Genomic DNA, 15,032 nt, shown 5'->3' with positions numbered 1-15,032 from the left:
TTTTTTGTTGAACAATCTTAACATTATTGTCTGTAAATGAAATGAGCTTACGAATTTTGCAAAACACTGTGGTAATTTCAATTTGCGAATTACATCTGACATTAATTTTAAAATAAAAACCAACAGATGAAACGTATTGTAATTTTTGCGTCCGGAAGTGGTACTAATGCTGAAAATTTAATTAAGTTTTTTCACAACAGAGAACAAGCGTCTGTTATTCAAGTATTGACTAACAATCCTCATGCCAAAGTTTTAGATAGAGCAAAAAAACTAGGAGTTAGCGCACTGTCATTCAATAAAATAGCATTTACTGAAACAGATGATGTATTACATTTACTAAAATCTGTAAATCCAGATTTAATTGTATTAGCTGGTTTTTTATGGAAGTTTCCAGAAAAAATTTTAGAGGTATTCCCTAATAAAGTTATCAATATCCATCCTGCATTATTACCAAAATATGGCGGAAAAGGTATGTACGGGAAATATGTGCATGAAGCTGTTGTTACTAATAAAGAAACTGAAACAGGCATTACTATACATTATGTAAATGAGCATTATGATGAAGGTGCCATTATTTTTCAGGCAAGATGCGAAGTGACACCAACAGATACTGCCGAAGATGTTGCCAGAAAAATCCATGAATTGGAAATGACGCATTTTCCGAAGGTGGTTGATGACTTATTGAAAGCATAAAATAGATTCCCGTTTTCACGGAAACTAAAGATGAGCAAAAAAAAGAAAAAATACTACACTGTATGGAAAGGTCACCACATAGGTGTCTTTGAATCTTGGGATGATTGCAAGGCCCAAATTAAAGATTTTGAAGGCGCTCAATATAAATCGTTTGCAACGTTTGACGCAGCAAAAAAAGCTTTAAAAGGCAACTACAAAGATTATATTGGAAAGTCCAAAAAATTTAAAAGTGAGCTCTCTGAAGATCAGCTCAAAAAAATTGGAAAGCCAAACCTAAAATCCATAAGTGTTGATGCAGCATCTAGTGGTAATCCCGGTAAAATGGAATACAGAGGCGTAGAAACTAAATCAAAAAAGCAGCTTTTTCATCAAGGCCCATTTGACGAGGGAACTAATAACATTGGCGAATTTTTAGCTATAGTTCATGGTCTGGCATTTTTAAAAAAACACAATAGTGATTTCATTATTTACACCGATTCAAAGACGGCTATAAGTTGGGTGAAAAAGAAAACCTGTAATACCAAACTAGAACGCACAGAAAAAAACAAACCACTATTTGAACTGGTAGACCGTGCCGTCACTTGGTTAAAAACCAATAATTACACAACAACCATTGTAAAATGGGAAACCAAAGCTTGGGGAGAAATTCCAGCCGATTTTGGGAGGAAATAAATTCGTTTTTAAGTCTTTAAAAAGCGTATATTTGCAGCAAATTTTGAAACCATTTTATGAGTAAGTTAGTAATTGTTGGAACTGTTGCCTTTGATGCCATTGAAACTCCTTTTGGAAAAACCGATAAAATACTTGGTGGCGCAGCTACTTTTATTGGCCTTGCCGCATCGCAATTTCATGTTGATGCTGCAGCTGTATCCATTGTTGGTGGTGATTTCCCTCAAGAATATTTAGATTTATTATCGGAAAGAGGTATTGATATTTCTGGTATTGAAGTAATAAAAGAAGGTAAAACCTTTTTCTGGAGTGGTAAGTATCATAATGATATGAATACACGTGATACATTGGCTACTGAACTAAATGTATTGGCAGACTTCAATCCTAAAGTTCCTGAAGATTATAAAGATGCCGAGGTAGTAATGTTAGGAAATTTACATCCTAACGTCCAAATGAGTGTGTTAGAGCAAATGGATACTAAACCTAAATTAGTGATTTTGGATACCATGAATTTCTGGATGGATTGCGCTTTGGAAGAACTGCACAATGTTATCAAAAAAGTTGATGTTATCACCATTAATGATGAAGAGGCAAGACAATTAACAGGCGAATACTCTTTGGTTGTTGCTGCGCGTAAAATACACGATATGGGACCACAATATGTGGTGATAAAAAAAGGGGAACACGGTGCTTTATTATTTCATGACGATAATGTTTTTTATGCCCCAGCTTTACCTTTAGAAGAGGTTTTTGACCCAACAGGTGCTGGTGACACGTTTGCTGGAGGCTTTGCTGGCTATTTGGCCAAATCTGGTGACTTAAGTTTTGACAATATGAAGAATGCTGTCATCTATGGATCCACTCTAGCTTCTTTCTGTGTAGAGAAATTTGGAACAGAGCGCATGGTTAATTTAAAACCAAATGAGGTTCATAAACGTTTGCAACAATTCAAACAATTAACACAATTTGAAATCGAATTAGCATAATAAAACGCGCTCATAAATGGAGCGCGTTTTTTAATTATATACAGTAACATTTATTAAATTTAACTCACAACTAAACAATAATGAGTGACGCTTTAAAACATGAATGCGGAATTGCCCAAATAAGGCTTCTTAAACCTTTAGAATTTTATAAGGAAAAGTACGGTAGTGCCTTTTACGGTGTAAACAAAATGTATTTAATGATGGAAAAGCAGCATAATCGTGGTCAAGATGGTGCTGGTTTTGCAAGTATTAAATTAGACACAAAACCAGGAGAACGCTATATAAGTCGTGTACGCTCGATTGCTCAACAACCTATTCAAGATATTTTTGCTCAAATAAATGAACGTATCAATAAAGATTTAACAGAGCATCCTGAATACGCTGATAATGTTGCACTTCAAAAAAAGCATATTCCATACATAGGTGAGGTTTTACTGGGCCATGTACGTTATGGAACTTTTGGAAAAAACAGTGTAGAAAGTGTACATCCTTTTTTGCGTCAAAATAACTGGATGCACAGAAACCTGATTGTAGCTGGTAACTTTAACATGACTAATGTAAATCAGTTATTTGATGGTCTCGTAAATTTAGGACAGCACCCCAAAGAAAAAGCTGATACCATTACGATTATGGAAAAAATAGGCCACTTTTTGGATGATGCTGTTTCTAAAATTTATAAAAAATTAAAAAAAGAAGGCTATAGTAAAAGTGAGTGTTCACCATTAATTGCCGAAAGACTAAATGTAGCCAAAATATTGAAAAAGGCTTCTAAAAACTGGGATGGTGGTTATGCTATGGCTGGTTTGTTAGGTCATGGCGATTCTTTCGTTTTACGTGATCCTGCAGGAATTAGACCTGCCTATTATTACAAAGATGAAGAGGTAGTAGTAGTAGCTTCTGAACGACCTGTAATTCAAACCGTTTTTAACGTTGATTTTGATGATGTCAAAGAACTAGATCCTGGTCATGCGATTATAACCAAAAAATCTGGCGAAGTTTCTATAAAAAAAATCATAGAGCCTTTAGAGCGAAAGGCTTGTTCCTTTGAACGTATTTATTTTTCACGAGGTAGTGATGCTGAAATATATCAAGAACGCAAGGAATTAGGCAAATTACTAATGCCAAAGGTTTTGGAATCTATCAATAATGATACTAAAAACACTGTGTTTTCATACATACCTAACACAGCTGAGACATCTTTTTTTGGTATGATTGAAACCGTTGAAGAACATTTAAATCAAAAGAAAACGCAGGCAATCCTCGATGGTAAAGGTGGTCTATCCGCAGAGACAGTTACTGATATTCTTTCTGAAAGACCCCGAATTGAAAAAATAGCCATTAAGGATGTCAAACTACGAACATTCATAACTGAAGATAGTAGCCGTGATGATTTAGTTGCACACGTTTATGATGTAACTTATGGTGTGATTAAACCCACTGACAACCTTGTAATTATTGACGACAGTATTGTTAGAGGAACAACGCTCAAGAAAAGTATTATTAAAATGATGGATCGCTTGCATCCAAAAAAGATTGTTGTAGTTTCTTCTGCTCCTCAAATACGTTATCCTGATTGTTACGGTATTGATATGGCACGATTGGAGGATCTTATTGCGTTTAGAGCTATGCTTGAATTACTCGAAGAGCATAACAAATATCATTTGGTTCAGGAGGTTTATGATAAATGTAAAGCACAAGTAAATTTAGAAGATAAAGAAGTTCGTAATTTTGTTAAAGATTTATATGCTGAATTTACAGCCGATGAAATTTCAAATAAAATAGCTGAACTAATTTCTGATGAAAACGTGAATGCTCAAGTTGAAACTATATTCCAATCAATAGAGAATTTGCACAATGCATGTCCAAAAAATTTAGGCGACTGGTATTTTACCGGAAATTATCCAACCGTTGGTGGAAATCGTGTTGTGAATAGAGCCTTCATTAATTTTTATGAAGGCAATAAGGAGAGAGCCTATTAAAATATTGAAAATGTGCATTTTATCTGAAAAAATGTGCGTTTTAGCTAAAATAAATGCATTTCATCTATTTTATATCAAATTCTAAATAAATAAAAATTACATTAGTACCACCATAACATAAGTAGGTTAAGTTCATGGTAGATTTGGGGCAAAAAAAGCTGAACTTAGGTTCGGCTTTTTTTATTTTTCTCCGATTTTAAACAATCATTCAATAACTAAATTTCTCATTTAGTTTATTTTAGCCTAATTTATAAGTCGTTTATCTAATAATTTTTAAGTTTAGGAATAAGCAATGTTATATTTGCTTCACCATAACATAAGTAGGTTAAGTTTATGGTAGATTTGGGGCAAAAAAGGTGAACTTCTGTTCACCTTTTTTCATTTCCAATTCCAACCAAAGCGGAAAATTAATGAGTAGAAAATCTATTTACCATATAAATAAAAAAAGCGAACCCAATAGGTCCGCTTTACATAGTAATTCTTTACTAATTATTTTGCTTCAGCATATCTTCTTTCAACCTCATTCCAATTAATCACTTTGAAAAAAGCATCAATATAATCAGGCCTTCTATTTTGATAATTTAGGTAATAAGCGTGCTCCCAAACATCTAGACCTAAAATTGGTGTACCTCCACAGCCTACGCCAGGCATTAATGGATTGTCTTGATTTGGCGTTGAGCAGACGTCAACTTTACCACCTTTATGAACACAAAGCCAAGCCCAACCAGATCCAAATTGTGTGGCTGCAGCTTTACTAAATGCATCAACAAAAGCATCTTTTGATCCAAATTCAGCTTCAATAGCATCTTTCAAATCTCCTGAAAGATAACCTTTGTCATTAGGATTCATAACTTCCCAAAATAATGAATGGTTGTAAAATCCACCACCATTGTTTCTTACTGCCATGTTATCCATGTCTAAATTAATAAGGATATTATCAATTGTTTTTCCTTCTAAATCAGTTCCCTCAATAGCAGCATTTAATTTTGTAGTATAACCGTTATGGTGCTTTGAGTGATGTATTTCCATTGTGCGAGCATCAATGTGAGGCTCAAGAGCATCATATGCATATTTTAATTTTGGTAATTCAAAAGCCATAATATTTTTATTTTAAGTGTTTATATTAATTTCCCTCAAATTTACGGATTATCAAACGCAATAAAAAATAATAAATACCTATCAAATCATTGATAGTTTTTATCTTGTGTTAAATTTAGCTCAATGACTGAAAGCAGTTCTTTTTTAATTTATAATGCTTCTGCTGGAAGCGGAAAAACTTTTACCCTTGTTAAAGAGTATTTAAAGATTCTTTTTAACTCAAAAAGCCCAACGGTGTTTAAAAATATTTTAGCCATAACCTTTACTAATAAAGCTGCTGGCGAGATGAAATCAAGGGTTATTGATTCACTAATAACCTTCAAGAATTATTCTTCCGATTCTGAAAAAAGCCCCATGTTTCATCAAATTTGTAAAGAACTAAATCTTTCTGAAGCAACCTTAATCCAAAAAAGTTCTCAAATTTTAGATGCTATTATTCACAACTATGCTGCTTTTGATATTTCAACTATTGATGGATTTACACATAAACTTATTAGAACGTTTGCCTACGATTTAAAGTTACCATTGAATTTTGAGGTTGAACTCGATACAGACTCTTTGTTGACTGAAGCAGTAGATAGACTTATATCCAAAGCAGGAACTAAGAAAGAACTCACAACGGTTCTAGTAGATTACGCCTTGGAAAAAGCTGATGACGATAAGAGTTGGGACATTTCAAAAGATTTGTATGCTATCTCCAAATTACTGGTGAATGAAAACGATATTCCCTTTCTACAAACATTGAGAGATAAAACACTTGAAGATTTTAAAACTTTAAAAAATAGCATAAAGAACGATTTAATAACCACAGAGAATGGTATCATCTCAATTGCAAGCAACGCATTGACATTGATTGCGGAGTCTGGTCTAGAACATGATGATTTTAATAGAAAATCACTACCACGGCATTTTATAAATCTTCAAAATAAAAATTTTCAAGTATCATTTGACTCAAATTGGCAAATGGATCTTATTGAAGGAAATAAAATTTATCCAGCACGTGTTTCAACAGACGTGGCATCTACTATTGAAGCTATTCAAGTTCAACTTGCCGCATTTTTTAATGAAACCAAAGATTTGGTTTTTCATCATAAATTCTTGCAAGCGCTTTACAGAAATATAACGCCATTATCTGTTTTAAATGAGATTCAAAAAGAACTTACCACTATTAAAGACGAGAAAAACGTTATTCTAATTTCGGAATTCAATACCTTAATAAGTAATGAAATAAAAGACCAGCCCACACCTTTTATTTATGAACGGTTTGGTGAACGGTTCAAACATTATTTCATTGACGAGTTTCAAGACACATCTGTATTGCAATGGAAAAACTTAATACCCTTAATTGATAATGCGCTATCTTCTGAAAATGGAAGTGCAATGCTGGTGGGCGATGCCAAACAAGCAATTTATAGATGGCGTGGCGGTAAAGCCGAGCAGTTTATTGATTTGTTTAATAAGACTAAAAATCCGTTTCACCTAGAAGCCAAAATTAAACCCCTTGAATCAAATTTTAGAAGTTTTAAGAATATTATAGATTTCAACAATAGCTTTTTTAATTATTTATCTGAAACACTTTTCAATAAGAATTCACACAAAATGCTTTACAAAAGCTCCAGGCAAGATATTGAGAACTCAAGTAATGGTTTTGTTGAATTGAATTTTTTAGATTTTGAGAATGATGATGATAAGGCTCATGTATATTCACAAAAAGTATATGAAACTATTTTGGATTGTATGGACCAAGGGTTTTCAATGAATGATATTTGCGTTCTTGTTAGAAAGAAAAAAGAAGGTATTGCTATTGCCGAATTTTTAAGTGCTTCAGGCATAAATATCATGTCATCAGAGACCTTACTGTTAAGCAATTCTGTACAGGTGCGTTTTATAAATAATATATTAAAGTTATTAATAGAGCCACAAAATCTTGAAGTAAAAGCTCATGTTCTAATTGAGCTTACAGCTATTTTCAATATAGAAAACAAACACAACTATTTAAAAACCCATATAGACTTAAATTTAAATCAACTCTTCAAAAGTTTTGAGCAGCATGGCTACGTTATTAAGTATGAAGAATTACTCCAATTATCATTATATGATCTAGTTGAAACTATAGTGAGAGACTTTAATTTGGTGAAAGAATCCAATGCCTATGTACAATACTTTATGGATGTTGTTTTGGAATTTACTAATAAGCAGAACGCTGACATACAAAGTTTTATTGATTATTTTGACACCCATTCTGGTCGTTTAAGTATTGTTGCTCCAGAAGGTTATGATGCTGTTCAAATCATGACCATTCACAAATCAAAGGGATTGGAGTTTCCTGTTGTTATTTTCCCATTTGCTGAACTCAATATTTATAGAGAGGTTAATCCTCAAGAGTGGTTCCCATTAAACCCAGAAGTTTTTAATGGTTTTTCGTATGCCTTACTAAACTACACGAGTTCCTTTGAGAATTTTGGTGAAAATGGTATGGAAATATTTAATAAACATCAATCGGATTTAGAGCTTGACAATGCAAACTTATTGTACGTTGCCTTAACAAGACCAATTGAACAACTTTATATTATTTCAAAAAAAGATATTAGTTCAAAAGGTGTTGTAAACAACAATACTTTTTCAGGTTTTTTTATAAACTATTTGCAACAACAAAACATTTGGGATGACCAAACTTTAAACTATTCATTTGGAAAAAAAACGAGAGATTATCGCAAGGAAAGTCATCAAGACAACATGATTGAACTGCATGAGTTCACAAGTGTTGATAGAAAAGATAACAATATCAAGATAATAACAAATGCTGGATATTTATGGGACACGTCCCAAAAAGAGGCCATTGAAAAAGGAAATTTAGTCCATGATATTATGGCTTTGATAAAAACCAAAGACGACATTGCATATGCGTTCAGCCAATTTTCAATGGAATACAAGATTGACAAGAACCAAGCAAGTCATTTAAGGGCTATTATTGAAGAATTAGTATCTCATCCGCAATTGAATGAATATTTTAATGGACAAAACAACATTTATATAGAGCGAGATATTGTTTCACCAAATGGTGAAATTATAAGACCTGACCGATTAGTCGTTTTTCCAAACAACGATGCTGTAATTATTGATTACAAATCTGGATTAGAAAACAAAAAACATGAAATACAACTTGAAAATTACGAAGTTACCTTATCAAAAATGACTTTTAACATTATTAAGAAAATACTCATTTATATAAATGATGGAATTCATGTAAAAGAATTTTAAATTTGCATCTAATACAAAAACTATGTACGGAAACATTCAAGATCATTTAAAAAAAGAAATTCAAACCATTAAAGATAATGGCCTATATAAAACAGAACGCATAATAACGTCTGCTCAAGGAGCCGAAATAACCTTGAATACAGGAGAAACCGTTTTAAATTTCTGTGCCAACAACTATTTAGGACTCTCTTCTCATCCAGAAGTAGTTCAAGCTGCAAAAGATGTTATGGATACTCATGGTTTTGGCATGTCATCAGTTAGATTTATTTGTGGAACACAAGACATACATAAAGAACTGGAGGAAAAAATTGCTGACTTTTATAACACTGAAGACACCATTCTTTACGCAGCAGCATTTGATGCAAATGGCGGTGTGTTTGAGCCTCTTTTAGGTCCCGAAGATGCCATTATTTCAGATTCATTAAACCATGCTTCAATCATTGACGGCGTTCGCCTGTGTAAAGCGGCTAGGTACCGTTATGCAAATAATGATATGGCTGATTTAGAAAAACAACTAATAGCAGCAAATGAAAATGACGCCAGGTTTAAAATTATTGTAACAGACGGTGTATTTTCTATGGATGGTTTAGTAGCACCTTTAGATAAAATTTGTGATCTCGCAGACAAGTACGATGCCATGGTCATGATTGATGAGTGTCATGCAGCTGGTTTTATTGGAGAAACAGGTCGTGGAACACTTGAGGAAAAAAAGGTTATGGGTAGAATAGATATCATTACAGGCACTCTTGGGAAAGCACTGGGTGGAGCCATGGGTGGTTATACAACAGGAAAAAAGGAAATAATTGATATTTTAAGACAACGTTCAAGACCATATCTCTTCTCTAATTCTCTAGCACCTGCAATAGTAGGGGCTTCAATAAAGGTGTTTGATATGCTAAAAAATGATACAACCTTAAGAGATAAGTTAGAATGGAATACTAGTTATTTTAAAAACGAAATAAAAAAAGCAGGTTTTGATATAGTTGATGGTGATTCAGCTATAGTTCCAATCATGTTATATGATGCCAAATTATCGCAAACAATGGCAAATATGTTATTGGAAGAAGGTATATATGTTATAGGTTTCTTTTATCCAGTAGTACCCAAAGAAAAAGCACGTATTAGAGTGCAATTATCTGCTGCTCATGAAAAAGAACATTTGGATAAAGCTGTTTCTGCTTTTATAAAAGTTGGAAAAACACTCGAAATTATTTAAATTTTTTAGGACAAACAATGACATTTTAGGTTAATTATCCAATATTTTTCTATATTTGTCTTTGTTAATAATATTTAACAACTTACTTTTGCTTACAATTAACACTTAAAAATTAAATTTTTGAATATGAAAAATCTTAGCAGATTATTGTTCGCTATGTTGCTTATTTTAGGTTTAAGCAATACTTACGCACAAGATGAGGACAACCCATGGGCTATCAGTTTTGGTATAAATGCGGTTGATTTTTATCCAACTGGTGAAGACGCTCCCCTTGGAGGTTATTTTGATGAATACTTTAACGCAAAAGATCATTACAATATCTTACCTTCATTATCATCCGTATCAGCAGCTCGTTACATAAACAGCGGGTTTTCTGTAGGAGCAACAGCGTCAATCAACAAAATAGATAAATTTGGTGACGACCGTAACAGATTTGACGAAGTAACTTATTTCGGATTAGACGGTATTGTAAAATATAGTTTTGCTGATTTGATTGGCTCTACTTGCATTGACCCTTATTTAGGTGTTGGTGGTGGTTACACATGGGTTGACAATATTGGTGCAGGTACTTTAAACGGTACATTTGGTATTAACTTTTGGATGACAGAGCACATTGGCTTTACAGTTCAATCTTCATACAAACATGCATTCGAGGATTATTTAGATACACATTTCCAACATACTGCTGGTGTAACTGTTAAGTTTGGTGGTAAAGATACTGATGGCGATGGCATTTATGACAAAGACGATGCTTGTCCAGAAGAATTTGGTTTAGCTGAATTTAATGGTTGTCCTGATTCTGATGGTGACGGTATTGAGGATGGAAAAGATTCTTGTCCTCAAGAAGCTGGTCCTGCCGAATTTAACGGATGTCCTGATTCTGATGGTGATGGTATTGCTGATAAAGATGATGCTTGTCCAACTGAAGCTGGTCCAAAAGAATTAAATGGATGTCCAGATGCTGATGGTGATGGTATTGCTGATAAAGATGATGAGTGTCCAAATGAAGCTGGTCCTGCTGCTAACAATGGTTGCCCTTGGCCAGATAGAGATGGTGACGGTGTTGTTGATAAAGACGACCAGTGTCCAGATTTAGTAGGTACTGTAGCAAACAATGGTTGCCCAGAAGTTACTGAAGCTGTTAAAAAAGCATTAAACGCTTATGCTAAAACTATCTTATTTGATACTGGAAAATCAACTATCAAATCTCAATCTGAAGAAGTTTTACAAAACATTATTGATATCTTAAAAGAATATCCTAATGCTAGATTCTCAATTGATGGTCATACTGACAGTGTAGGTAGTGAGTCATTAAACCAAAAATTATCTCAAGAAAGAGCTAGTTCGGTTATGAATTACTTAATCACTAACGGTATTGCTTCAAGTAGATTAGAGCATGCTGGTTATGGTGAGTCAAGACCAATTGATTCTAACAAAACTAGAGCTGGTAGAGCAAACAACAGAAGAGTTGAAATTAACTTAATTAAGTAATTAATTAGATTTTTTCACTAATTATATAGAAAAACGCCTCGATATTCGAGGCGTTTTTTATTTTTATAATATGACTACATTTATTAGTGATGTTTTACAGGATTTAAAAAAATCAAAAACAGATTTATCAAATTTAATTATTGTACTACCCAGTAAACGTGCAGGCGTTTTCTTTAGACATGAACTTTCTAAAATTACTGAACAACCTGTATTTTCACCTGAAATTTTTAGCATTGAAGCATTTGTCGAGGAACTATCTCAATTGCAATCCATTAACAATGTAGAGCTACTGTTTGAGTTTTATTTAGTTTATAAAGAGCTAACACCTAGTAATAAACAAGATAATTTTGAGACATTCTCTAAATGGGCACAAATACTCATTCAGGATTTCAATGAAATTGATCGCTATTTAATCCCTGAGGAATCCATTTTTGATTATCTATCTGCTATACAGGAAATAAATCATTGGTCATTAAATGAGAATCCCACTAGACTTGTAAGTAATTATTTAGACTTTTGGAAACGACTCAAGGTTTACTACAAACAGTTTACAAATCACCTTATCAACAAAGGCTTCGGTTATCAAGGGCTTATTTACAGGGAGGCTTTGGAAAACGTTCAAAATTACATAGAAAATACATCTTCAAAAATGCATGTGTTTTTAGGTTTTAATGCCCTAAACACCGCTGAAGAAACCATTATTCAAGAGCTACTACAAAACAATCTAGCAAAAATATATTGGGATATAGATGAGGTTTTTTTTAATGCAAAAAACCACGATGCGAGTCTATTTGTAACCAAGTACTATGACAATTGGAAATACTTTAAAAAGAATCCTTTTAATTGGGTATCTAACCATTATTCCAAAGCAAAAGAAATTAACGTGATAGGCGTACCAAAAAATGTGGGGCAATCAAAATATATTGGTACCATATTAAATAACTTAAAAGCGAACAATCATACGCTTGATAAAACCGCGTTGGTTCTTGGTGACGAATCGCTTTTAATTCCTGTTTTAAATTCTATACCTAAGCACTTAACAGCTTTAAACATTACTATGGGATTACCTTTAAAAACAATTCCGTTAGCAACCCTATTTCAGCATTTATTTTTAATTCATAAAAACCCATCTTCTTCTTTCTACTATAAAGATGTATTAAATATATTATCACATGCATTTATAACACCTTTATTGCAAATTGATGATGAAAACCAACTAAACAAGATCACTAAAACAATAAAAACAAATAACTTAATTTACATCTCAATAGCCAATTTAATTAAAGTAAGCCCAACACATAAACTACTATTTGAAACTTTGTTTGCCAACTGGGATAATAATGTATCCAAGGCTTTGGAACAATGTCAATCTTTGATACTAAAAATAAAAAATGCTCTTACCCCTAATAAAAAGGAAAATATACTATCATTAGAATACTTATTTCATTTTAACTCACTTTTTAACGAGCTTACTCAATTAAACTCACAATACGCTTTTTTAAATTCTGTTTCATCTCTTTATAGTGTATATACTGAACTACTGAATTCTGAAACCTTGGACTTCAAGGGTGAGCCTCTAGAAGGATTACAGGTTATGGGTATGCTCGAGTCTCGTGTTCTAGATTTTGAAACAGTTATTATTTCATCTGTTAACGAAGGCATATTACCTTCAGGGAAAACTCAAAACTCCTTTATTCCTTTTGATGTAAAAATCGAAAATCAACTGCCTACCTATAAGGAAAAAGATGCAGTATATGCCTATCATTTTTACAGACTAATACAGCGAGCAAAAAAAGTATTTGTTCTTTATAATACCGAAGTTGATGCGCTTTCAGGCGGTGAGAAAAGCAGGTTTATTACCCAACTGGAACTAGAAGATATTCACGAAATTAATCACAAAACAGTTGTTCCTAAAGTCCCAAAAACAGAAAACCCTCTAATTGAAATTCCTAAAACAGATTCTGTTCTTAAAAGTATAGAAACCTATGCAGCAAAAGGGTTTTCCCCTTCAGCTCTTACTAGTTACGTTAGAAATCCTATTGATTTTTACTTTCAAAAAGTTTTAAAAATCAAAGAACAAGATGATATTGAAGAGACTGTTGCAGCAAATACACTAGGAACTATTATACACAATACCCTAGAAGAATTCTATGAACCTTTTGTAGGTAAAAATATAACAGTCGAGAATATCGATTCAATGAAATCCAATGTTGATAGAACAGTTACAAAATATTTCAAAGAAGTTTATAAGGAAGGGGATATTTCAAAAGGCAAAAACCTCATTATTTTTGAAATAGCCAAAAGATATATTAACAACTTTTTGGATTTAGAGACTACAGATTTAAAAAATGGCAACACTATTGAAATCATTGCAGTTGAACTAGAAAATCGTTTGGAGTTAGATATACCAGAATTACACTTTCCCATATTTTTAAAAGGGACTGTAGATCGTGTTGATAAAAGAAATGGAGTCGTTAGAATTATTGATTATAAATCAGGTAAAGTAGATAAAAGCAAACTTGAGATTATTAACTGGGAAGATATCACTTCAGATTATGACAAGTATAGCAAATCGTTTCAGGTTTTGTCATATGCCTTAATGATGGATGTTTTTAATAGATTCAGTGAGCCTATTGAAGTGGGTGTCATTTCATTTAAAAATTTAAATGAAGGCTTCTTAAAGTTTGCAAAAAAAGATAAGCCTGGAGCTTACGCTAAAAAGATTGAGTCCTTGAACGAGGAGCTTTTAAGTGATTTTTACAATGAATTGAAAAACCTAATCATTGAAATCTGTAATCCAGATATTCCGTTTCTGGAGAAAGAAATTAAATAACTAATTATGTTTACGGTTTCTGTTGATCCAAAATTAATTGAGCATTGCAAAGTCATGGTTTCAAAACATGATTTTGGAAAACGCTTTGTGGCAAATGGGACTAAAGAACAACAACTTACTGGCATAATTGGCCAATCTGTTGTGATGGATTTCTTCGGCAAGGGATATGTTGATGGTTCTTCAGGTTTTGATGAAGGCGTTGACTTGGTATTTGCTGACAAAACTATTGATGTAAAAACTATGGGAAGAACTACTGCCGTAAAATCTGGTTACACTAATAATTTTTTAAAACTTCAAGATTATTTTGATACCGATATTTATATTTTTTGTAGCTATCACAAAATCAAACAGGTCCTGACCGTTTGTGGTTGGATTTCAAAAGAAGATTTTGTGGCAAAAAGACGTTTTTATCCTAAAGGTAGTGTCAGAACACGTTTTGATAAAACCACATTTACAACCTTCGCAGATTTGTATGAAATTGATAATAAGGATTTAAATAATGTTAACTCAATAACGGATTTAAAAAATCAACTAAAATAAAAAACCGTTCTTTTCAGAACGGTTTTGTGGAGCATATCGGATTAGCAAAGTTTTCCGAGAGCTTCAATACTGCAAATAGAAAATTTTCTTAAAAAAGGATATTGTCGTTTTCGATAAGAACTAAAAACTATTTTCGCTTTTCTCGAAAACAACAATACCACACATTCGTGTGGTATTTTCTGCTTGATGTGGAGCATATCGGATTCGAACCGATGACCTCTACGCTGCCAGCGTAGCGCTCTAGCCAACTGAGCTAATGCCCCAGA

The 15,032-nt window shown here is 33.0% G+C and carries 10 protein-coding genes and 1 tRNA gene; 9 read left to right on the top strand and 2 right to left on the bottom strand.

What is annotated here, in order from left to right; translation table 11 throughout:
* Positions 1 to 126: 126 nt before the first annotated feature.
* From purN to HGK31_RS03585, 4 genes are all read left to right on the top strand, one after another.
* Positions 127 to 693: a phosphoribosylglycinamide formyltransferase gene (gene purN / locus HGK31_RS03600; protein WP_104735192.1), complete on the top strand. Its 567-nt coding sequence runs from the start codon at positions 127 to 129 to the stop codon at positions 691 to 693.
* 30 nt (positions 694 to 723) lie between these two features.
* Positions 724 to 1,365, top strand: coding sequence for a ribonuclease H1 domain-containing protein (locus HGK31_RS03595; RefSeq protein WP_191858518.1), 642 nt, complete (start codon positions 724 to 726; stop codon positions 1,363 to 1,365).
* Positions 1,366 to 1,421: 56 nt separating this feature from the next.
* Positions 1,422 to 2,348: a PfkB family carbohydrate kinase gene (locus HGK31_RS03590; RefSeq protein ID WP_191858517.1), complete on the top strand. Its 927-nt coding sequence runs from the start codon at positions 1,422 to 1,424 to the stop codon at positions 2,346 to 2,348.
* Positions 2,349 to 2,428: 80 nt separating this feature from the next.
* Positions 2,429 to 4,327: an amidophosphoribosyltransferase gene (locus HGK31_RS03585; protein WP_191858516.1), complete on the top strand. Its 1,899-nt coding sequence runs from the start codon at positions 2,429 to 2,431 to the stop codon at positions 4,325 to 4,327.
* A 489-nt stretch (positions 4,328 to 4,816) separates the two neighbouring features.
* Here HGK31_RS03585 and HGK31_RS03580 read toward each other — a convergent pair whose 3' ends face one another.
* A complete protein-coding gene (locus tag HGK31_RS03580) occupies positions 4,817 to 5,425 on the bottom strand; it encodes a superoxide dismutase (protein WP_191858515.1) in 609 nt (202 codons plus the stop codon).
* Positions 5,426 to 5,548: 123 nt separating this feature from the next.
* Here HGK31_RS03580 and HGK31_RS03575 point away from each other — a divergent pair, with 123 nt between their 5' ends.
* From HGK31_RS03575 to HGK31_RS03555, 5 genes are all read left to right on the top strand, one after another.
* On the top strand, positions 5,549 to 8,686 hold the full coding sequence (locus tag HGK31_RS03575) for a UvrD-helicase domain-containing protein (protein ID WP_191858514.1): 3,138 nt from the start codon (positions 5,549 to 5,551) through the stop codon (positions 8,684 to 8,686).
* Between the two features lie 22 nt (positions 8,687 to 8,708).
* Positions 8,709 to 9,902, top strand: a complete 1,194-nt coding sequence (gene kbl, locus HGK31_RS03570; protein WP_191858513.1) for a glycine C-acetyltransferase — start codon at positions 8,709 to 8,711, stop codon at positions 9,900 to 9,902.
* 126 nt (positions 9,903 to 10,028) lie between these two features.
* A complete protein-coding gene (locus tag HGK31_RS03565; protein WP_191858512.1) occupies positions 10,029 to 11,393 on the top strand; it encodes an OmpA family protein in 1,365 nt (454 codons plus the stop codon).
* A gap of 70 nt (positions 11,394 to 11,463) precedes the next feature.
* Positions 11,464 to 14,226 carry a PD-(D/E)XK nuclease family protein gene (locus HGK31_RS03560; RefSeq protein ID WP_191858511.1) on the top strand — a complete coding sequence of 921 codons (2,763 nt, stop codon included), beginning with the start codon at positions 11,464 to 11,466 and terminating at the stop codon, positions 14,224 to 14,226.
* Between the two features lie 6 nt (positions 14,227 to 14,232).
* On the top strand, positions 14,233 to 14,766 hold the full coding sequence (locus HGK31_RS03555; RefSeq protein ID WP_191858510.1) for a glycosyltransferase family protein: 534 nt from the start codon (positions 14,233 to 14,235) through the stop codon (positions 14,764 to 14,766).
* A gap of 189 nt (positions 14,767 to 14,955) precedes the next feature.
* On the opposite strand, the gene HGK31_RS03550 is transcribed toward HGK31_RS03555, so the two are convergent.
* Positions 14,956 to 15,029, bottom strand: a tRNA-Ala gene (locus HGK31_RS03550).
* Between the last annotated feature and the right edge of the window lie 3 nt (positions 15,030 to 15,032).

Origin of the sequence: Hanstruepera ponticola (genome assembly GCF_012931685.1) — a bacterium.
In the GTDB taxonomy this organism is placed as follows: domain Bacteria; phylum Bacteroidota; class Bacteroidia; order Flavobacteriales; family Flavobacteriaceae; genus Hanstruepera; species Hanstruepera ponticola.
Note: the sequence above shows the minus strand (reverse complement) of the source record. Positions and strands in the feature narration are given on the sequence as shown.